Origin of the sequence: Chryseobacterium arthrosphaerae (genome assembly GCF_001684965.1) — a bacterium.
GTDB lineage: Bacteria > Bacteroidota > Bacteroidia > Flavobacteriales > Weeksellaceae > Chryseobacterium > Chryseobacterium arthrosphaerae.
Window position 1 is genome coordinate 855,328 of the sequence record NZ_MAYG01000001.1, and the last position, 21,845, is coordinate 877,172.

20 protein-coding genes are annotated in these 21,845 nt (G+C 37.2%); 12 read left to right on the forward strand and 8 right to left on the reverse strand.

The annotated features are described in order from the left end of the window. The first annotated feature begins 88 nt into the window (after nt 1–88). Nucleotides 89–502: a hypothetical protein gene (locus tag BBI00_RS03795; protein ID WP_065397519.1), complete on the forward strand. Its 414-nt coding sequence runs from the start codon at nt 89–91 to the stop codon at nt 500–502. Between the two features lie 181 nt (nt 503–683). On the opposite strand, the gene BBI00_RS03800 is transcribed toward BBI00_RS03795, so the two are convergent. The 5 genes from BBI00_RS03800 to BBI00_RS03820 form a co-directional block, all read right to left on the reverse strand. Further along, nucleotides 684–1,124 (reverse strand): hypothetical protein, encoded by a 441-nt coding sequence (locus BBI00_RS03800; RefSeq protein WP_083988417.1) that lies wholly within the window; start codon nt 1,122–1,124, stop codon nt 684–686. Between the two features lie 4 nt (nt 1,125–1,128). Continuing rightward, on the reverse strand, nt 1,129–1,476 hold the full coding sequence (locus BBI00_RS03805; RefSeq protein WP_065397521.1) for a DoxX family protein: 348 nt from the start codon (nt 1,474–1,476) through the stop codon (nt 1,129–1,131). A 269-nt stretch (nt 1,477–1,745) separates the two neighbouring features. Beyond that, entirely contained in the window at nt 1,746–2,159 is a 414-nt protein-coding gene (locus tag BBI00_RS03810; RefSeq protein ID WP_065397522.1) for a hypothetical protein, read from the reverse strand. Between the two features lie 186 nt (nt 2,160–2,345). Next, nucleotides 2,346–3,554 (reverse strand): MFS transporter, encoded by a 1,209-nt coding sequence (locus BBI00_RS03815; RefSeq protein WP_065397523.1) that lies wholly within the window; start codon nt 3,552–3,554, stop codon nt 2,346–2,348. Between the two features lie 115 nt (nt 3,555–3,669). Then, on the reverse strand, nt 3,670–4,626 hold the full coding sequence (locus BBI00_RS03820; RefSeq protein WP_065397524.1) for a helix-turn-helix domain-containing protein: 957 nt from the start codon (nt 4,624–4,626) through the stop codon (nt 3,670–3,672). A gap of 267 nt (nt 4,627–4,893) precedes the next feature. Here BBI00_RS03820 and BBI00_RS03825 point away from each other — a divergent pair, with 267 nt between their 5' ends. Next, a complete protein-coding gene (locus BBI00_RS03825; RefSeq protein ID WP_065397525.1) occupies nt 4,894–5,739 on the forward strand; it encodes a hypothetical protein in 846 nt (281 codons plus the stop codon). 126 nt (nt 5,740–5,865) lie between these two features. On the opposite strand, the gene BBI00_RS03830 is transcribed toward BBI00_RS03825, so the two are convergent. Next, the gene (locus BBI00_RS03830; RefSeq protein WP_065397526.1) at nt 5,866–6,477 is read right to left on the reverse strand and encodes a response regulator transcription factor; all 612 of its coding nucleotides are present in this window, start codon (nt 6,475–6,477) and stop codon (nt 5,866–5,868) included. Between the two features lie 5 nt (nt 6,478–6,482). Then, a complete protein-coding gene (locus BBI00_RS03835) occupies nt 6,483–9,476 on the reverse strand; it encodes a sensor histidine kinase (protein WP_065397527.1) in 2,994 nt (997 codons plus the stop codon). Between the two features lie 779 nt (nt 9,477–10,255). On the opposite strand from BBI00_RS03835, the gene BBI00_RS03840 reads away from it, so the two are divergent. From BBI00_RS03840 to BBI00_RS03875, 8 genes are all read left to right on the forward strand, one after another. Further along, nucleotides 10,256–10,639, forward strand: a complete 384-nt coding sequence (locus BBI00_RS03840; protein WP_065397528.1) for a helix-turn-helix domain-containing protein — start codon at nt 10,256–10,258, stop codon at nt 10,637–10,639. A 428-nt stretch (nt 10,640–11,067) separates the two neighbouring features. Continuing rightward, nucleotides 11,068–12,324, forward strand: a complete 1,257-nt coding sequence (locus BBI00_RS03845) for an aminotransferase class I/II-fold pyridoxal phosphate-dependent enzyme (RefSeq protein ID WP_065397529.1) — start codon at nt 11,068–11,070, stop codon at nt 12,322–12,324. A 6-nt stretch (nt 12,325–12,330) separates the two neighbouring features. After that, on the forward strand, nt 12,331–12,963 hold the full coding sequence (locus BBI00_RS03850) for a TetR/AcrR family transcriptional regulator (RefSeq protein ID WP_065397530.1): 633 nt from the start codon (nt 12,331–12,333) through the stop codon (nt 12,961–12,963). A gap of 99 nt (nt 12,964–13,062) precedes the next feature. Further along, a complete protein-coding gene (gene dnaX / locus BBI00_RS03855) occupies nt 13,063–14,148 on the forward strand; it encodes a DNA polymerase III subunit gamma/tau (RefSeq protein WP_065397531.1) in 1,086 nt (361 codons plus the stop codon). A gap of 38 nt (nt 14,149–14,186) precedes the next feature. After that, nucleotides 14,187–14,762 (forward strand): hypothetical protein, encoded by a 576-nt coding sequence (locus BBI00_RS23520; protein ID WP_228394709.1) that lies wholly within the window; start codon nt 14,187–14,189, stop codon nt 14,760–14,762. A gap of 399 nt (nt 14,763–15,161) precedes the next feature. Continuing rightward, on the forward strand, nt 15,162–16,241 hold the full coding sequence (locus tag BBI00_RS03865; RefSeq protein ID WP_065397532.1) for a chorismate mutase: 1,080 nt from the start codon (nt 15,162–15,164) through the stop codon (nt 16,239–16,241). A gap of 183 nt (nt 16,242–16,424) precedes the next feature. Next, nucleotides 16,425–17,351 (forward strand): ribosome small subunit-dependent GTPase A, encoded by a 927-nt coding sequence (gene rsgA, locus BBI00_RS03870; RefSeq protein ID WP_065397533.1) that lies wholly within the window; start codon nt 16,425–16,427, stop codon nt 17,349–17,351. Between the two features lie 705 nt (nt 17,352–18,056). Next, entirely contained in the window at nt 18,057–18,473 is a 417-nt protein-coding gene (locus tag BBI00_RS03875) for a nucleoside-diphosphate kinase (RefSeq protein ID WP_034722935.1), read from the forward strand. A 74-nt stretch (nt 18,474–18,547) separates the two neighbouring features. Here the strand turns inward: BBI00_RS03875 and BBI00_RS03880 are convergent, their stop codons facing one another. Next, nucleotides 18,548–20,296 (reverse strand): alpha-L-fucosidase, encoded by a 1,749-nt coding sequence (locus tag BBI00_RS03880; RefSeq protein ID WP_262487231.1) that lies wholly within the window; start codon nt 20,294–20,296, stop codon nt 18,548–18,550. A 206-nt stretch (nt 20,297–20,502) separates the two neighbouring features. On the opposite strand from BBI00_RS03880, the gene chrA reads away from it, so the two are divergent. Beyond that, nucleotides 20,503–20,724 carry an MNIO class RiPP chryseobasin precursor ChrA gene (gene chrA, locus BBI00_RS03885; RefSeq protein ID WP_065397535.1) on the forward strand — a complete coding sequence of 74 codons (222 nt, stop codon included), beginning with the start codon at nt 20,503–20,505 and terminating at the stop codon, nt 20,722–20,724. Between the two features lie 3 nt (nt 20,725–20,727). After that, nucleotides 20,728–21,825: an MNIO family chryseobactin maturase gene (gene chrH, locus BBI00_RS03890; RefSeq protein WP_065397536.1), complete on the forward strand. Its 1,098-nt coding sequence runs from the start codon at nt 20,728–20,730 to the stop codon at nt 21,823–21,825. Nucleotides 21,826–21,845: the final 20 nt, after the last annotated feature.

Consider the following 21,845-nt stretch of genomic DNA (forward strand, 5'->3'; position numbering starts at 1 on the left):
TATGTTCAATAAAACTTTATTCGGCATTCATTTTGAAAGAAGAAAATAAAATGATAAATTATAATAAAATTCGATAAATTAAAAACATATGAAAAACGTAAAAATTTTTATTACAGCAATGACTGTTCTCATGTTTGCTTCAGGAGTTTCAGCACAGCTTAGTCCAAAAGGGGCAGGTTCCGATAAAGACAAACACGGATGCAAAGGCTCGGCAGGGTATACCTTTTCAGTTTTAAAAAATGACTGTGTAAGGCTTTTTGAGCAAAAAATACAGCTTAAAGAAGTGGATAATAAGAAAAGTTATACTTCCAATGCTGCCATCATCATGAGTGAAGACGGCAAGCAGGCGGAATTGTTCCTGCCTGAATCCGAAGGAAGCCTTGTACTGGATAAGAAAGCATCTAAAAAAGCGGTTATCTATACAAAAGGAAAGTATACACTGACCAAAGTAAAAAATACTTACACCCTGAAACTTGCCAATAAATTGGTTTTCAAAAGCTAAAAAAGCAATCGGAAAAGAATATTTATTAGCCATTAGCGTATAAGCTACTTAAGCATAGGATCCGGTTCAGATGAACCGGATTTTTTGTTTCATAAATTCACTGTATGATCAGGTAAAATAATACTTTATAAGTTGCTGATATATTTCTGCTATATCATCAATCAATATTGGATACGGCAAGTTATCTGGCCTGTCCAATATCTAATCTGTCAAATTTTCCTTCAGGATTTTTGTGGAACTTAAAAAACACCGGGAATGTGCCCCATTTTCCGGCATTAAATTTTCCGTAAAGAGCCTGTCCGTTATTTTCAACCCTATCTATGCTGAGAAAAGACTCTTTTCCCAGAGCATTGGAAAAGAAAGATTCGAAGTCTACGGTATTGCCGTCATCTGTCATGACAGGATTTTCTGTGAAAAAGCCATACCATCTTTTATCGCCTGCCTGTAATGCTTCTATCGCCTGTTTTACGGCAGGATCTGTTATTTTTGATACATCCATTGTCTGTTGTTTTTTTTGAAGTTGTGTTTTGGATTGTAATTGTTGATGATCTGTTTTCTGCCCGCAGGCTATGCATGAGAAGCTTATCGCCAGCATGCTCATGAGTTTGTATTTTTTTATCATCACTTTAGTTTTTGAATGGGTGCTGAAGGTAAATGATAAGCAGATTCAGACAGAGAAACGGAAGTTCGATGGCAACCCCCTTTAAGTCTCTGCTCAGAAAGTGAAAACAGATGATCAGCAATATACCTGCTGCCATCAGAAAATTTCCCCAGACAAATGTTTTAGGGAACAGGATCAGTACGGAAGCGAGTACCGTAACGGCACCATTGATCATAAGGCCGGTTTTGTCAAAGCCCCATTTGCCGAACATTTCAGCCATCTCCGGTTTTCCTGAAATCATGGCCCATCCTTGCTTGAAACCCATAAAGACAGCTGCAAGGATCAGTATGGAATTAATAATCTTTATAATCATTGACGTGTTTTTTATATTCTTTATACAAATTTGCACGAAATGAATGATTGATCAATGGTGAATTTTTCGGTTTTTTATTTTTTAATGAATTTTTATTGGCCCAGGTTCGATAACTGGGATCAGCAGTTTCAAAATAAAATCTTTGCGTTAATTCCATTCCATCAATACAAACAATTTTAACTTTTGTGCCTGGTATCTGTCTGCTCCTTAACGAAGAAAACCACAGTGTGGCTATTCACTGTGGTTTTCTACAACTAAGAACTATTAAACTATGATTCTGTCTTCAGGTAGCCAAAATGTAAAGCAGGTTCTTTCCCGAAAAGGCACGAGAAAATATTCTGAAACTCATGAATATACCTGCATTTTATGGCATTACCATATATCTTAAGCCCTTCCAGTATTTTTCTGGAACTCAGATCGATATCATATTTGATGAATGTTTCCGGTCGCTCATACCGTATCCGCTGTTCCGATGAGTAGGTTCTTGAAAAACCGAATTTTTCAAGCCATTCCTCTGTAATCTTAATAGGTTTGATAGAATCAGCAGGAACTGAAACACTGTGGATATCATTTTCAATTTTAACAAAATATGTCTGCCCGACACGCTGGAAAATCTCAGTGATCGTATAAATCTGGTTTTTGTACTCGACTAAGTTTCTGATTTTTAGATCTGCTACATTCATAATATTTTGAATTTTTAATGGTGAAAAGGTTTAGATGAAACTGCAAATACTATGCCCGGCATTGTATTGTTAAGCCCTGTTTCAGGAAACATTAGGTTAAATTTTTATTATAAAAAATTAATAAAGTGTTAAAACAACCGCACCACAGCCTTTATGAGGATTATTCCATGAAAATAAATGTGGTATCTATGTGGTACTAGTCTTCTGGCCTCTTTGGGCAGAATTGGCTGTAGCCAGCAAAAGAGCAGTGGTAATGGCAATCATAAGAATACCAATGAAAACATTCCATGAGTAGGCATGGAGAAGATAGCCGGTGCCGCTTCCCAAAATACTTGAACCAAAATAATAAAACAGCCAGTAGATAGAGGTTGCTGAGGATTTTCCCCGTTTGGCGTAAAGGGCCGTCATCTGGCTGGCCATAGTATGCGCGGCAAAAAACGAGAGGGTAAAAAGCCCAAGACCGGAAATAAGGATGAATATATTCTCTGAAAGCAGCAACAGGCATCCCAAAAGCATGGAAAGTACAGATACTTTCAGGATATCATTCATTCGGAATCTTTTGGAAAGCCGGCCTGTGATCATAGTCCCGAAAACACCGAAGATATACATTAAAAAAATAAACGCAATGATGAAATGGCTTAAAGAGAAGGGAGCAGCCTCTAGTCTGAAGGTCAGATAATTGTAGACACTTACAAAAACTCCCATCAGCAATGCTGCAGTGAAATACAACCGAAGCATATAGGGATTCGTAAGGAAAAATTTCATCTGCTTTACCTTCAGATGATAATCTGTCTTCTGAGGATTGAAAAATTGAGATTTGGGAAATAATCTCCAGAATACGATTCCAAGGATTAAACTTTCTATTCCTATGATCAGAATAGCATGACGCCAACCGAATTCTCCTGCAAGAAGGGTTGCAAATATTCTTCCGCTCATCCCGCCGATCGTATTACCGCTGAGGTACATGCTGATTGCCATAGGAACAGCTAAAACACTTACTTCTTCTGTAAGATAGGCGAGGGCTACTGCTGAAACTCCTGAAACAACAAAACCTTTGAGGAGCCCAATGACAATCAGAAGACTGAGGCTGGGAATCCATGTTGATATAATGGTCAGTAAAGCAGATGAGATCAGAGAAAATACCATCAGCCCTTTCCTGGAATAGCTGTCAGCTTTAAAGGCAAAAAACAGAAGTCCCAGGGCCATGCCAATCGTAGAAGAAGATACAAGAAGTGAAGTATTGCCAACTGATACCTTAAAATGTTCCGCAGCCATAGGAAGCAGCGGCTGAAAAAGATAAAGCTGCGCAAATACCGAAAGTCCGGAAAAAAAGATACAAAGTTTTATATACCGGAAACGCTGGCTTCCCTGGTCTGCTTTTTCAGGTGAATTCATTATTGTTTGCAATTACAATGCAGGGGGTTAAACAGAAAATTAAGTCCCGTAAATTTCCTGATTTTTTTCCTGACTTAAAAATTATTGTCTCAATGACTTTTATTGGTGAAACAAATCATTGTACCTGCAAATTGCTGATATATTCAGATGGAGTAATGTTTTCCATCTGTTTGAATACCCTGTTGAAAGTAGATTGGTTGGAGAAGCCTGCCTCGGTGTAAATGTACATCAGAGTAACCCTTTCTATATCGTTTTCCTGAAGAAGTCTTTTTACACATTCAATCCTGTGCCTATTCAGATAATTGTTGAAATTAGGGTACCCCTTTGCCCGTATTGATTTTGATATATAGCTGCTGTTGATATGCATTACTGTAGAAAGCTTTGAAATATTGAAATTTACATCTTTATACAGTTGTTTTTCCTGCATTACAGATTCGATTTTTTCAAACAGCTCATCTGCAAAAGGATTTTTTTCCGGCACCGGAGCGGATTGAGTTTCCGGAGCATGAGCCTTGCTTTCAATTTCGTGGTAAATTTCAACCCGTTTAATTTTATCCTTAAAATAGAGCAGGAGTGATATAACTGCGACATTGGAAACCATGAGGATTGTATCTGTAATTCTTACGTCATCCTGGCTGTGCACAGGGAAGTTAAAGCTGAAATTTTTCGATATAAGATATCCTGCTGCAATATTCAGTACAACAAAGAGACTGTAAATGAAAACATATTTCCTTGAAAAGAAAACATAGGCTGCCAGCGGAATAGGGATAAGCCAGACAAAACTTGCTATGGAATTATTCCAGAACACCAGCATGATATAAAAATTATAAAGTGTGGCAATAATAATATAGGAATGAACCATCACATTTACAGAGTAAGTCTTACGTATAATAAGGTAAGTATATACCAGCAAAAAAAGTCCTCCGTAAAGATACCAGGCCATTATCCGATCCGGAATGATAAAGGTAAATATCAATGCAAAGACAGCAAGAATAACAGACATCAGAATGTTATAATAATAGATCAGCTGTCTTTGGTACTGTTCAATTTGTATGTCTTTTGTGGCGGTCATTTGTGGCAGGAGATAATTTTTTATATCATTCAATATAATTTATGCAGTCAGTTTTCAGAAAATAACTGGTTTAAATTTTTGATTTCTAGTGTATTGTGTTTTATTGAGCCGTTTCCGGTTTTTCATTGATTATTCATAAAATTGATTGATCTATGCGGATAACTTTGCACCGGCTAGCTCCTTAAAGGCTGATTGATGATATGTCAGTTGGCCTGCACGGTTTATTCCTTTTTAATAAATCAATAATTTTTAAACAAATATACTAAAATGAAGAAAATAAAATTCACTATTTCCGGCATTATGATGTGTTTTTCACTGTCTATCTATTCCCAGGTTGGTATTAATACAAATTCTCCTAAAGTAACTTTGCAGGTAGAAGGTAAACCCGATGCTGCAACAGCTCCCGACGGAGTAATGGCTCCAAGGTTAACCGGGGATCAGCTGAGAGCTAAAGATAATGTCTATCTGGCTGCACAAACCGGAGCATTGGTTTATGTGACTCAGCCTGTTACGGTACCGTCTGCAAAAACTGCAAAAGTAGATAAAGCCGGTTATTATATGTTTAATGGGACCACCTGGAAATTTGCGTTTGGAGGACAGGATGATGATATTACCATTGGAGATTTAATTTATTATCATGGAAGTATTCCTGCAGGCACTTCCGGAGCCAATACATTAGCCAGTACTTATCTTACCGATCTTCCGGTTTTAGGTGGTTTCCTGAGACTTGACGCTCAATTTAACAGCAGTTCAGCAGGTACAGGAGCCGCTACGACTTTTAATCCAAGACTTTATAATGTAGGGACATCAGATGTAAAAATCTGGGTTTCAGAAATGTCTACTCATACCGGTGATTCTGATAATGGAAATATTAAATTATCACCAGGAGCTTACCGGCAGTTTGATGATGGTGTTTATCTTACTCAAACCCATAACGAAACTGTAACATTCGATATTACAGTACAGGAACCAGAACCAAGATGGTACAGGGTGTATTATGCATTTCGCGTAGATAATAAATCTACAACAGGAAGCAGTGATGCTACAACTACAGATTCTAATACTTCTGATAATACAAGAGAACTGTTTCTTTCTGTACAAAGATTGTACTAATAAACCGTCTGATGATTCTAAAAATACAATGATGTATAAAAATCAACAAATCAGCAGATTATCTGCTTTTTAATGAGATTTATATTTTTTCGGGGCTGGAATATAATAAGGATTCCGGCCCCTTTTTTAATGCATCATATCATATACTTTGATCAGCTCAGCAATATTACTGACATCCAGTTTCTGGAAGATCCTTTTCTTATAAGTACTTACCGTAGACATCTGGATATTAAGTTTGTTGGCGATTTCGAGATTGCCGTTTCCGTCAGCCAGAAGCTTAAAAATTTCGTATTCACGGGTCGAAAGTTTTTCTGCAGGGTTATCCCTTTTGTTCTGAATAATAAGCCCGATCAGCTCGGCCGGATAAAAATAGCCTTTTTCAATTACGGTTTTTACAGCAGTCCTGATCTCTTCTTCACTGCTCTGTTTGTTCAGATAACCTTCGGCACCTTCTCTGATGTACTGTATAGCTACATCTTTATCATATCCTGAAAAAACAAGAATTTTTATATCTTTCCTTATCCCTTTCAGTTCGGTAATCATTTTTTTGTATTGGGTACCGGGCATGTCAATATCCAGAATAAGAAGGCCGTATTGCTGGGTTGTCAGCTTTTTTTTGACCTGTTCATAGTTTTCCGCAAAATCTATTTCAAGACCGGGAAAGGCCGTTTCCAGTACCAGTGCCGTTCCTGCTCTTACTACATAATGATCATCAGCGATTAAAATTCTTTCTTTCATATAAACTAGTTTTTAGTGAGTATAATTTCCACAACAGTTCCCCTGGGATGGTTCTGTCTGAAACTGATTTCAGCATTTATCTTTTTGACCAGATGAATCACCATATGAAGCCCCAGTCCTTTCCCTTTAAAGCTGGGAGTTTCCAGTTTGGGATTTCTGAAGAGGTTCATATAGATACTGATCTGATCTGCAGACATACCTGCTCCCGTATCAGCAATCGTTATCGTGGATTTTTGGTTGTTTTCTACAATATTCAGGGTAATTTCCCCATCAAAGGTATTTTTGACTGCATTATCCAGAAGGTTGTGAATGATAGCGGTAAGAATACTCTCATTCACCCTCGAATAAACGGTATGTTCCGTGATATTGGTAATGGAAGTACCTTTCTCTTTTGCAATTTCATGAAATAATCTTTTCTTGGTATCCAGGATTTTATGAACAGGATATTCCTGCTCTTCAAAAATATTTTCGGCTTTATAAAGTTCCGTATATTCCTTCAGATTCAGGGTAAACTGGTAAAGCTGCTCAGAGGATTTGTAAATACTGTCAAAATACTTTTTCTGAAGCTCCACATCATCAGACTCGTGAAGCTTTTGAGAAAGCATGGCAATGAATCTGATCGGTGTAGTAATATCATGACTGATGGTTTCTACCAGTTTTTTCTGATATTCTGTTTCTTTCCGCAGATCACTTTTTACCCCTTCAAGGGTAAGGGAAGTCTCTTTAAGCTCTGAATTTTTATTATGGACAATCTGCTTAAGTACTTTATTTTTGATCCGTAAAAAATTGGTCGTCAGCTGAACAATCACAATAATAATGATCAGAATAACGATGGAAAGCGATACCCGGAACAACAGCGTCTGATAAAAAAATGGCTGGATCTTAAAACGGATTGTTTTTGCTTCTTGCTTCCCGTCCGGAGAAATAAGCATTCTTACGCTGAGCGTATATTCTCCGGGGGCGAGATTGCTGATGCTGTATTTCAATTCCTTACCTATGGCGATCGGTTCCCAGTCTGTATTTTCTTTACCGGATATTTTGGCTTCTAAATAAAGATTTTCCAGGTTGGAATAATATGGGATATCGATAAAGATATCTGCTGTTTTATAATCGTTCTTTAAATCAAGGCTCTTATGAAAATACCGGGTCTCAGAATTTCCGGTCTTTATTCTTTCAATATAGAATCTGTTTTTATCGGGATAAAAAGTTTTGATACTGTCCGGATTGAAAAATACAAACCCGTCCATGGAAGGAAATACAAATTCTCCGTTCTCCAGTGCGTAGGCATTAGGTTGAGAAATTCCGTTGAATTCATTGGTCAGAAAACCGTCCCGCTTGGTAAAACGGTAATAATAAACAGGCGTTTTACCGTCTGATGCATACTGCAGCAATTGCTTTTTAGGAACCTTAAACAATCCGTTATTGGAAGATATCCAGTAAGATCCCCTGCGGTCTTCAAGGATGTAATGGGCAGACTGAAGGTAATTGTTCCTGTCATTCGGCATCTTGATCAGTTTCTGATTCCGGAAAAGATAAAAACCATCTTTATCGGTAGTCACCCAGATCAGGTTATCCTTTGTTCTTATAATGTTTTTGATATGGATATTTCTCTGGATGGGTTTGATGGTATGGCTCTCAGGATGTACAGAGTAAAGACCATCACTACAGCCCGCCAGGATTTCATTTTTATTATATTGAATAAAAGTATTCACAGGATTTTTAAAATGAAAGGTAAAATCCGGCTGCGAGAATATATCTTTTCTGGAAAGTCTCAGCTGATAGCCGGAAGCATCTGAAATTGTAGAAGCATAAAGGTCCCCGCTTCGGAAAAACGCTTCAAATCCCTGCTTCATAAAAACAGAATCCTTCTTTTTGTACCCCGAATTTTTATCAAACCTGATGATACTGCCTCTTTTTCTGATCAGGATATTTCCGGACCGGTCATACATCATGAGATTGCTGTCGTTATTTCCAAACGGATACCGTTTGACAACACCATTTTTGTCAAATACAGTCCCATCTTCCGTAATGATTGTATTCTTACTGAGTGGCAGAGAAGCATAATAAATATTGTTGGAAAAGGGTGTTTCCTTTTTTGCTACACGGAAATCCGAAAGTTTGAGCACATTAAGCCCGTTGTTCAGGGTGCCCAGGTAAAGCTTGTTAAAATCTTTGCCATAATACATGGAACAGTAGGAATGGCTGCCTATTTCATCATATTTTACAAGAAACTTTAAAGCCAGATCCGTTCTGTTACATTTCACAATATAAATATTGCTGCGGTTGATGATGAACGTCTGTTTAGTGACTTGCTGCCAGTAGATTTTGGTCTCAGGATCATTAAACAGGGTAGGCTTTGAAGATACAGAAAGCTTTCCCCGGTCTATAGAATAGGTCTTCCGTGCTTTCATATCATTGATGAAAAGAACCTCATTGAATACAAAGATATTGTTCAGGTCCCTGTTGGAGAAGGGAAGTGCTATTTTGGTTTCTTTCCCTTTTGCATCCCTGTAGGTGATGGCATTCTTCTCCTTAAAAAGATAGGCTGAGTTCTTTAGCCGGATATAATACTGAACATCATTATAAAAACTGGAATTGATGATATTGTTGGCGATCCGTTGCAGAGAGCTGTTGTTTTCAGAAAAAGCAGCTTTATCATTGCTGTAAAGCCTGGTCAGCCTTGGAAATCTGTTCTTGATAATGATCTTATTTTGCTGAAAATTATTGTGAACCGTAATGCTGTCTTGCAGCGGATCTCCGATAAATTCTCCGAAATGAAGATTATTGACCCTGAAATTATTGAACGTGATGAATGAACTTCCGTCATACCGTACTATTCCGTTTTCTGTAGAGATCCAGATAAAGCCGTACTTATCCTTGACAATGGCCTTGGCGCTGCTTTGCGGAAGTCCGTTGTCTATATTATACCATGTAGAAGTATAGCGCTGTCCGTAGAAATTTATATATAAGCAAGCAAAAAACAATGCCCAAACTCTCATATGTGCAAAACTGATCTATGCTTTCTGCATCAGGGCAAAAAACGGTTAATAATAGTTTTTGTACAAGTCCAAGTTTTTTTAGTAGGTGGGAACGATTGAGAATAAATTTTTATCATTAAGTTTTCGTGGTCTTCTGTGTTTTATTTTTTAAAGTTGTAAAAGTAATGAAATTATAGACATAAACAGATATGTTCCAAACGGTTTTCATATGAGTTTTGTCTTTATTGGTAATGGATAGGCAGAATTACGGGATGCTTTTTGTAGAAATATTTCTACAGGTTGTGAAAATTTATTCTACAGAATATAGCTGTTCTGATAACAGGAAGTTTTCTTTTCAGTATTTTTTAAGAACAGGTTGGTATTTGTTATTTATAGATTAAACGTAATGATTTATAATATATTACATTGGTTTTTAATATTTTAATTTTTAGGAATGATCTTCAGAAAATACAAAAAAGGTGTATTCTGGGTTTTGATTAAATATTTTATATGTATTGATGTTTTTGTAGTAAAAATTTTACAAAGGCTTTGTGAAAATTCTACACAGTATTTTTTGACTTGGAAAAAAGGTATTCCTACTTTTGCAAAATAGTTTTCATGGCCATTACAATTGGTTTTTACATTAAATGATTCTGAAAACACAAACGGTTATCTCATCAAGATCTCTTCAAAGGGATCTTTTTATATTTTGTATACTGTCTTTAAAGACTTTCGCTGAACATAGGCGTAAATATCCGAAAAGTTCACCATGAAGTTTTATTTCTTATGATTAAATTTATATGTTTAAATTGATTGCAAGAACAGACAAGATGAAAAGAAGTGAAGAAATTACCCGCCGCTATTTTGCCTTTTTGGAAAAACACATTCAGGAGGTTATTGCCGGTACCGTTCCCGAATTTTTGGAACTGAATGAGATCGCAGGAGAGCTTGCCGTTTCCCATAAGCATCTTACCGATACCATTAAAAAAGAAACGGGGCAGCATCCCTGTTATTTTTATGATGAAAAAATTATTGAAGAAGCCAAAAAAATGCTTGTTATTTCCGATCATTCAGTAGCAGAAATCGCTCGTATTTTCACTTATGATCCATCCAATTTTTCCAAGTTTTTTAAAAAAATGACAGGACTCACTCCCGGTCAGTTCAGAATTTCCTCCAAAGCTTGATTTTTTTCTGTAAAATATTCCTGATACTCCCGCTAACAGGGTGATTTGTGCATCTGTCTTCTCGGATAGGAGACTTAATCTTCTCCTGATTTTGCAGGAATGAATAGTTTTCATCAATAAAACAAAGACAGTGTAAAAAAAATAATCTTTTATAAATGAGAGGGTTGTAAAGAATAATGATGTTTTTTTATTATTAATTTAGTTATATAGCTTTATTATTTTACTTTTTTTGTTAAATTTAGATAATAAAAAACTGATTTATATAAAAAAAACGGCTGGAGTTGCAGATATAAAATGAAGGAGTTTGGTTTACAGGGTAAAAGAATAAAATTATTGTGCCTTTAATAATATTTAATCTTTTATGCGTATCAAAGCCCTTTAAATAGTCATATATTTGTTTCTTCGAACCACAACAAACAAGATTAAGGATGAGCATCAATTTCACAACAGCAACCATTAAAGACTTTGAGAATATACCAGACAATGATATGGCTCAAAGGGCTGAAATATTTTATGAATATTTAGACTTTGTAAAGTCTAACGGGCATATGAATTACAGACTGAAGAACACTTCAGGGACCAATGCCGTATTGAACGTAAATATTGCGGATCAGAACAGGGAGTTCGTTAGCTTTGTATCAAGTGATTACCTTGGATTTACCCAGCACCCGAAAGTAAAACAGGCCGCAATTGAGGGAATAGAGAAATATGGAACAGGTACGGGAGCTACACCTCTTATCGGCGGCTACTTTGATTATCATAATGCACTAGAGAAAAAAATAACAAGTTTCTTTAACCGTAATGAGGATGAGGCCGTTGTATTTACCACTGGCTATACAGCCAATAGTGCTACTTTACAATGCTTAATGCTGAAAGAAGACCTGGCCATTTTAGATATGGCGGTACATGCCAGTGTGCACGAAGGATGTGCTTTTACAAATAAAAAAACATTTCCGCACAATAATTTGGAATCTTTGGAACACATTTTGAAGGTATCTGAAAATCTGTACCGTACGAAACTCGTTATTGTAGATGGAGTTTATTCCCAGGATGGGGATACTTCACGTATTAATGAGATCTATGACCTTGTGAAAAAGTACAATGCCTTTCTGATGGTAGACGACGTACATGGCGTTGGAATCCTTGGAGAAACAGGAAGAGGTACACTGGAAGAAGCAGGATTGCTGGATAAAGTAGATATCATCACCGGAACATTCAGCAAAACATTCGGAAACCTTGGAGGATACGTAATTGCCAATAACAAACTGGCTTCTTTCATCAAATTCCAGTCCCGTCAGCAGATCTTCTCTGCAACAGCACCCCCATCATCCGCAGGAATCGTTAAAGCTATTGATCTTATTGATGAAGAACCTATCTGGAGACAAAAGCTCTGGGATAATATCAATTATTTCAAAAAAGGACTTGACGACCTGGGATTAGATACAGGAATTACCCGCTCAGCCATCGTTCCGGTAAAAATCGGAGATCCGTTTGTAACGGGAGAAGCCGGAAAATTACTAATAGAAAAAGGAATTTATACGAATCCTATTCTCTATCCGGCAGTACCAAGAAAAGATGCGCGTATCAGAATGAGTGTAACGGCAAGACATGAAAAGGAACATCTTGACAAAACACTGAACGCGTTTGAAGATATTAATAAAAAATTGCATATTGCAAAAAAATAATAAATTATGCCTAGAAAAGTAGTGCAGGGCCCCATTAGGGACAAAGAAAAAACCAAACAGAAACTGCTTGCTGCAGTTGGTAAAATTTTAAGAGTAAAAGGATACTCAGGATTAAAAGTAAGTAAGATCGCAGCGGTAGCAGGCTTCGATAAAAAACTGATCTATGAGTATTTTGGAAGTACAGATAAGCTGATCGACGAATACATCAAATCTCAGGATTACTGGAGCCAGGTTAATCAGGATGTAGATATGGATTTCTCTGACGGTGGACACGAGCTTACCAAAATGGTAGTCCTGAATCAGTTTGAGAACCTGAAGAAAAACAAAGAACTTCAGAAGATCATCCTTTGGGAGCTTTCAGAAAGTAAACCTATCCTTAAGAAACTGGTAGAACAACGTGAAGAAGTAGGTGAAGTATTATTCGGGAATATTTCAGATCCTTATTTCGGGGGCGATGTGGCTAAGAGACACAGGGCAATTATGGCACTGATCGTTTCCGGAGCCTATTACCTGAATCTTTACACGGGATACAATGCCAATAAGTTCTGTGGGATTGATCTGAAAACAGAAGACGGAAGAAAAGAGATTGAAGGCGCTATCGTAGAGCTGATCGATTTTGCATACAGTAAAAAGAAATAAAAATTAAAAGTTTTCCAATTTGAGCAGAAATAAGTTTTTTGTTGACAATTTGAAAACTTTTAATTTTCAAATTAAAACTATATTTCTTATTTTTGGCCAATGGAAAATTTTATAGTATCTGCAAGAAAATATCGTCCTCAGGAGTTTGATACGGTTGTAGGACAATCCCATATTACGGATACTTTAGAACATGCAATTGAAGAAAGCCAGTTAGCTCAGGCATTGCTTTTTTGCGGACCTCGTGGTGTGGGTAAAACTACTTGTGCCAGAATCCTGGCAAGAAAGATCAATGAAAAAGATGGCTCGGTTTCAGAAGACGGCTTTGCTTACAATATCTATGAGCTGGATGCTGCATCCAATAACTCTGTAGATGATATCAGGGAACTGATAGACCAGGTACGCTTTGCCCCTCAGGTTGGTAAATACAAGGTATATATCATAGACGAGGTGCATATGTTGTCTTCTGCCGCTTTCAATGCATTCCTTAAGACGCTTGAGGAACCGCCGGCTCATGCCATCTTCATTCTGGCAACTACGGAAAAGCATAAAATCATTCCTACGATTTTATCCCGATGCCAGATCTACGATTTTAAAAGAATCGTCATTGAAGACATCCAGGCACATCTTAGAAATATTGCCCAGAAAGAAAACATCCAGTACGAAGATGATGCATTGTACCTGATCGCCCAAAAGGCAGACGGGGCATTAAGAGATGCACTTTCCATTTTCGACAGGCTTTCTACATTTTCCCAAAAAAATATCACCCTGGCAAAAGCTGCCGAAGTTCTGAATATTCTGGATTATGACCAATATCTGAATATTGTGGACCTTGCCAAGGAAAATAAAATTCCTGAAGTGCTTTCCGCTTTTAATGATATTGTCAAGAAAGGATTTGATCCTCATATATTCATTGCCGGATTGGGAAATCATTTCAGAGATCTGATGATGGCACAGAATACCTCTACCATTGATCTGATCGAAGTGGGGGAGAAGACCAAATCCAGATTTGTGGAGCAGGGGCAGAAATGGGCCGCCCAACAGCTGATCGATGGTATTGAGATCTGCAACCATGCAGACATTAATTATAAAAACTCAAAAAATCCAAGACTTACGGTTGAAATTGCACTGATGCAGCTGGCTTCCCTGACAGCTAATTCAGGTGATACTAAAAAAAAAAGTTCCTGATACTGGCTCCGTTTCTCAGTGAGAAGCAGGAACTGAAAATGCCTGAAAAAGTTCAGGAGAAAAAAGAAGAGGTTAAGGCAGAACAGCCTGCTGCCCTTGAAAAAGTGCAGGAAACTTCAGTAACGAAAACAAACAAGCCATTATCAAGACCGGGAATTTCTTCCGGTTTCAGCATCAATTCTTTTCTGACGAAGGAAGAAAAGGTAGAAACAGCAGAAAATATCGCTGTGAAAGCCGAAAACCTGCCCCAGAACCATTTTACAGATACAGATCTGCAGATGGAATGGAAAATCATGCTCAAACAGCTGCAGGTAAAAAACAATTTTGTTTTCAATGCGGTAAAAACCTTCAAACTGGTAAAAGCAGACGAACATAAGATCAGGGTTTTATTCCCTTCCGACTCTGCAAAAGTGGAATTTGACAAAATAAGCGGAGAATTTTTCAATCATTTCAGAACAAAAGTTCAGAACCACAGTATTGAGATAGAATACGAGAGAGACGTTGAAAATCTGAAGATTGAGGTTGTTACCAAAAGAAAAATTTTCGAAAAGTTTATTGAAAAAAATCCACTTTTAAAAGATCTTGATGATTTAATGAAGTTTGATTTGACATAATTTTTATATCTTTGTCAAAGATTTCTGAGAAAAATACATTTTCAACGGGATCAAATTATAATCAGAAACGCTAAAACAAAGACATTTCCAGAATAAAATGGAAAAATTATCTAACACATATCAGTCTTTTTTTGCACCCGCTAATTACTTTTTTAGCGGTTATTTTAGCTTTTCTGCTTCTTATTATAGAAATTTCAGAACGTATTACCGATTTTACTGGTACTGTTAACTGAATTTCTTTCCAAAAAATACAGGAGAAGTAGAGCCCTTTTATTATCCTGATTTCCTTTAAACAATTTTTTAACGGCATTTTTTGAAAAGAATTATAAATTAAATTTTATAATCAAAGGGCTATTGCTGTGAACTTAAAAAATATTAAAAACAATAAAATTTAGAATAATGAATTTAAAAGATTTGAAAAATGAGTGGATCAACGGGCTTACACAACCCCTGATGATCGCAGGTCCATGCAGTGCGGAAAGTGAAGCTCAGATGCTTGAAACAGCCAGAAGAATTAAAGAATCCAATGCTCAGGTATCGGTTTTCCGTGCAGGAATCTGGAAACCCCGTACAAAACCTAACGGATTTGAGGGAGTAGGAGTGATCGGTTTGAACTGGCTAAAAAAAGTAAAAGAAGAATACGGCTTTAAAACAGCAACAGAAGTTGCCAATGCTCACCACGTTTTTGCTGCTCTGGAAGCTGATGTAGATGTTCTTTGGATTGGAGCACGTTCTACAGTAAACCCTTTTACAGTACAGGAAATTGCTATGGCGTTAAGAGGTACTGATAAGCCGGTATTCGTTAAAAACCCTGTAAACCCGGATCTTGCATTATGGATTGGTGCGCTGGAAAGACTTTTGGGACAGGATATCAAAAACCTGGGAGTCATCCACAGAGGATTTTCAACATACCAGAAAACAAAATACAGAAATAATCCAAACTGGCAGATTGCCCTTGATTTCAAAAGCCAGTTCCCGAATATCCCAATGCTGATCGACCCATCCCACATCTGCGGAAACAGAATAGGACTGGCAGATATCACCCAGGAAGCTCTTAACGTAGGTTACCAGGGAGCTATTATTGAAACACATTCCAATCCTGATGAAGCATGGAGCGATGCTGCTCAGCAGATTACTCCGGAAGTACTTGCTGAAATGATTGGGAATTTAAAAGTAAGAAGTACAGATCTGGCAGGTTTTGAAGGGGAAATGGGAAGGCACAGAACATTGATCTCTGATCTTGATTTCCAATTGATTGAACTTCTTTCTCAAAGGATGAAGATCTCTGAAAAGATCGGGAAACTTAAAAAAGAAAATGATATTGCCATCTTCCAGCCGGAACGTTGGAAAGTGATTACAGAATACGCTACCCAGAAAGCCAAAGAAACAGGAATGTCTCAGGAGTTTATTGAAAAGGTTTTCAAAGCGATTCACGAAGAATCTATTGAAGTTCAGAATAATATTATGATCAACAGATAATAGAGTATGGAAGACAGGAGTTAAAGGCTGGGAATTTATTTCCCTCCGAATCTTTAATGAAAGTTTTCTGAAGTCTGTACAATCAGGGCTTAGGTATCGGGATTTAGAAAAGCTGAAATATTTGTTTAGCCCTAATTTCCGAATCCTAAGCCCTAATTTCTTATATTTGCACAAGTATTATCTATGAAAGGAAAAATCATTAAATCTACGGGCAGTTGGTATCAGGTTTTGGAATTGGAAACCAATAAGATTTTCGAGGCCAGAATCAGAGGGAAATTTAAATTAATTAAAACCAGACTTACCAATCCGCTTGCTGTAGGTGATTTTGTTGAGTTCCAGCTGGAGCAGGATGATATCGCATGGATTACTAAAATAGAACCACGCACCAATTACCTGATCCGTAAATCGGTCAACCTTTCAAAAGAGGCTCATATTATTGCTTCCAATATTGATCTTGCCTGTTTTATTTTTACCTTAAAACACCCGGAAACCTCACTGGGATTCCTTGACAGGTTTCTGGCATGCTGTGAAGCCTATAATATCACCCCATTAATCCTGTTTAACAAAATTGATGTTTTACACGAAGAAGAAATCGAAATTGTAAAAGACATCGAGTTCCTGTATCAGGAGATTGGATATGACACTCTGGAAATATCTTCATACTCAAAGTTGAATCTTGATCAGCTTCAGGAATTGCTTAAAGATAAAACTTCCGTATTTTTCGGACACTCCGGTTGTGGGAAGTCCACATTGGTGAATGCACTGCAGCCAGGATTAAACCTTAAAACTTCAGAAATTTCCGATACCCATTTAAAAGGAAAGCATACTACAACTTTTGCCCAGATGCACTTCTGGGACTTTGGAGGAAACGTGATCGATACTCCCGGAGTTCGTGAATTTGCCATGATTGACATTGAAAAAGAAGAAGTACAGCATTATTTTCCTGAAATTTTTAAAAAGAGGGAAGAATGTAAATTCCACAACTGCCTGCATGTCAACGAGCCAAAATGTGCGGTAATAGCCTCTCTGGAAACAGGTGAAATTCAGCATTCCCGTTATGCCACTTATATCAAGCTTATGGACGAAGCTGAAGAAGCCTCTCAGAAATAACCGGACGACAATCTGTTCCCTAACAGATTTCAAAAAAATAAGCATATATAAATTATGTGACTTTATGTCATTCGGACAAAATGTACATAATGATCTGTGAAATATGTGCCAGATAGATCAACTGTGATATTCCTTTGATAAAAAAATTGATTTTATAAAACCTACCCGGAATGAACTTTCTTCATTATTATCCTGTATATATTTTCCGGATGATATCTGATCGGGTATCTGGGAATTAAGAGCTTGTAAAAATGATTTTTTTCTGTTTTTTAATGAAAAATTTTTTACATTTTTAAATAAGTCTTCTTTTCTGACTCACTTTTTCTGACAATAACTCTACTTTTTTCAAATTTATGTCTGCTCTTAAAATAAGGATGTCATAAAAAAGGAAGAACTCCGGTTTGTTTCATTGATTGAAATAGAAGCAATAACGTAACAATACGGTTTTATAAAGTTTTTTATGTTACGGGATTGTTAATAAAGCTATGGATTATTTGCAAATAAAAAACCCAGCCGAAGCTGGGTAAAAACTAATAACCATGAAAACTCAAATTAAACATGAGAATCGCAATAGAATAAACAATTACTGTGCCAAAGTTTGGTTCATGATTTCTTAATAAAAGTTATTTTTATGTTAAAAAAAAATTAAAATAAAAATAAAAGATATTTTTTGTAATTTTGCGGCATTAAAAAAATTATACATTTATGTCTAACATTACATTCACTATGATTAAGCCTGATGCAGTAGCAGACGGACATATCGGTGCAATATTGGGTAAGATTGCTGAAGGAGGTTTTAAAATCAAAGCTTTAAAATTAACTCAGCTTACAGTTGCTGATGCAAAAAAATTCTATGAAGTACATGCTGAAAGACCATTTTATGGAGAATTGGTAGAATTCATGAGTTCAGGTCCTATCGTTGCTGCTGTTTTAGAAAAAGACAACGCAGTAGAGGATTTCAGAACATTGATCGGTTCTACTAACCCTGCTGAAGCAGCTGAAGGTACAATCAGAAAAATGTTTGCAAGAAGCATCGGAGAAAATGCGGTTCACGGTTCAGATTCTGACGAGAATGCATTGATCGAAGCTCAGTTCCATTTTTCAGGGAGAGAGATTTTCTAAGAAAATCATCTTACAAAATAAAAGATCCGGAGATAATTCTCCGGATTTTGTTTTTATATCAATAAGGCTGAATTTTAAAGATTATTTTCAACAGCACCTACTTTTTCTCTGTAGAGTTCAAGCGGGCTGGTAAGAAGAACAGCAATGACCGTCATATTCTTGTCAAGTCTTTCTTTGGGAAAATCAATGTAAACACTGCCTGGTCTCGGGCTCCAGTAAAGCTTATTGTAAATTTGGTGAGAAAGTAAGGTACCTTCGCCCACAACTCTTATTCTTGCAATTTCATTTTTTATACCTTTCAGTGCAATGGGGCCTGTGGGGTTTCCTTCAACAAAAAGATAAAGGGTTTGTTTGTCCTTTGATAAGGCACTCATTCCAGGATAATGTCCTTCAGGCAATCCTTTTTCCGTTTCAAAAAAAGCCTCTGCATGCTTGCTGATCCAGTGAAAGGTTTCAGGATTCGTTTTGGAGGTTTTGCCGATATTCATGTGAAGTCCGTCAATAGTAAGGCCTGACTGAGTCAGCAGATTCTTGCCATGATGTAATGTATTCGCTAAATCATAAGCTGCCAGTTGGGTACTCTTGTCCACCAGTATTTCTGCAAGCGGACGTTCTTTCTCCTTAAAATCTTTCAGGAAAACAGGTTGTGTGTTAAAAATAAGCTCAGCAACGGTAACGTCTTTGTCAAATTTTACCTTTGACAGATCCAATGTCAGGGTGCTGTCCCGATAATCCATATTGACCGGTGACTGATCATCTCCGACAATTTTAACGGCATCAGGCTTTGTTGCCAATCCATGAATTTTAGCGAAGTTTTTTACCTCCTCAAGATAAAGAAACAGCGATTTTTTTGAAGCTGATACGGTAGATTTTCCCTTATAGTTTTCAAAAGGAATTCCACGGTCTGTTTCATAGATGGCTTTTTTATATCTGGAGGTCCATCGTCCAAGATCTTTCAGGATTTCCACCTGCTTTTCGGGAATGTTTCCATCGGCCTGCGGTCCAATATCAAGCAGGAGATTTCCTCCCATACTCATCACATCCGTTAATGTCCGGATGATCATATTGGAACTTTTATAATTATAGTCATGAGGCTGATATCCCCATGAATCATTCATGGTATAGCAAAGTTCCCAGAACGGAGTATGGGGTGCTGTTACAGGAATCCCCTGTTCCGGAGTATCGTAATCACCATGCTTATCAAGTCTTGAATTGACAATGATTTCAGGATTGTATTTTTTTAAAAGATCTAAAGTCTGTGTGGCTTTCCATTCTTCAGACGTATGTTCCCAATCTCCATCGAACCAGAAGAGATCAGGATGATACCGGGATGAAAGCTCTGTAAGCTGGGTTTGATAATACCGGATAAAATTCTGCCATCGTTTCGGATCATTGTTGATATCATATCGCTTTTGCGCACGGGTGTAAATATCATAAGAGGAATGACTCCAGTCAGGCAGGGAAAAATAAAGCCCTGTCTTTAACCCCGAATTCTTAAGGCTGCTGATGAAAGGGCTTAAAACATCTTTTTGGGCTGAAGAATGGCGGGGGATGGTAATTGCATTTTCTGCATTCGAATTCCATAATGAAACTCCGTCATGATGTTTGGTGGTAATTACTGCATATTGGGCTCCTGATTCTTTAATCAGCTTTACCCATTGGTCCGGCTGGTATTTTGAAGCGGAAAACCCGTTCAGCTGCTTCATGTAGTTTTCATGATTGATATAATTGTTGTAGAAAGACCATGATTCAGAAATTCCGTTAACAGAATAAATTCCCCAGTGAATAAAAATACCCAGTTTGGCATTTTTGAACCATTCCATTTTTTTGTTATTTTCAACAGATTGAGCTTTTATAGCACTACTGCCGACTGATAAAGCTAAGCCAAGGAAAACTGCTTGAAACAGCCTGTTTTTCATTTTTTAATTTTAAGGCTAAATATAAATAAATTCTTCAAGAATAAATTATTGTATTTTTAGATCTGAAAAGAAATGGAACGTTTATTGCAAATTTCACTTAAAAAGAAGTTATGAAAATTCCAGCATTATTAATGGCGAGTTTACTGGCGGTAGGAGTGTCTGCCCAGACTACGAAACCTGCAGCAAAATCCAAGAAGCCGGTAAAGAAGGTTAAAAAAGTTGTGGCTGCAGATACTGCAGAAAAGCCAAAGCCGGGTAAACCCAAACCTATTGTAAAAAAGGATACACTTGTACTTGGAGAACATGGCTGTCCGGCCTGTGGAATGGGATAAAAGATGAAAAAGCCGCTCTTAGGATTATCAATGATGCCCGAGGCAGATTTTGTTTCGGCTATTTTACCTCTGCTGCAAAGTAATTCTGTAGAAGTACTGGAGTGGTCATTTGACACTTTTTATGAGGCAAAAGAACCGGAGTGGTTGGATGAACTGCTTAATTTTTATTCAGAAAATCAGCGGTTGATCGGTCATGGGGTTTACTATTCGCTGTTTGATGCCTTATGGACTGAAAGACAGGAGAACTGGCTGAAAAAATTAAAAGAAGAAGTCCGTAAAAGAAAATACAACCATATCACGGAACATTTCGGTTTTATGAATACCGAAAATTTCCACCAGGGAGTTCCTTTGCCGGTACCCCTGCATCCGAAAACACTGCTGATAGGAAAAGACAGGCTTTACAGGCTTCAGGATGCTGTTCAGCTTCCTGTGGGTATAGAAAATCTGGCCTTTTCATTTTCCATAGAGGATGTAAAAGAGCAAGGCGTATTCCTTGATAACCTCATAGCAGATATCAATGGTTTCCTGATTCTTGATCTTCATAATATATATTGCCAGGCCTGTAATTTTGAAGTGGAAATGGAGGATATCATCCGTTTATATCCGTTGGATAAAGTAAGGGAAATTCATCTTTCCGGGGGAAGCTGGCAGGAGAGTGTATATGCCAGAAAGATGATTCGCAGAGATACCCACGATGATCTTATTCCTGAAGAAATTTTTTCTGTTTTACCCGCTGTGATTACCCAATGTAATAATCTTGAATATGTAATTATTGAAAGACTGGGGCACACGATAAAAACGGATCAGGAAAAGAGAGCTTTCCTTGATGATTTTACCAGGGCCAGAAGAATAATCGACGATTCGGAAATTAAAACCGGAAAGAAGATCAGATGGGGCCAAAAAGAAATGGGATTTTCAAATAGTCCTGTTGAAGACGATGCTTTATATGAAGAACAATCCAGGTTGACAAAACTTCTTTTTGACAGTTCCGGAGCAGAAATGATCAAAGAACAGAGATTCCATTATTTTAAAACAGAAAACTGGGATCCGGATATGATTCTGACAGCTCAGAATATCATTAAAAAATGGAATCCTTATTAATATCTTACTAATAATCACAA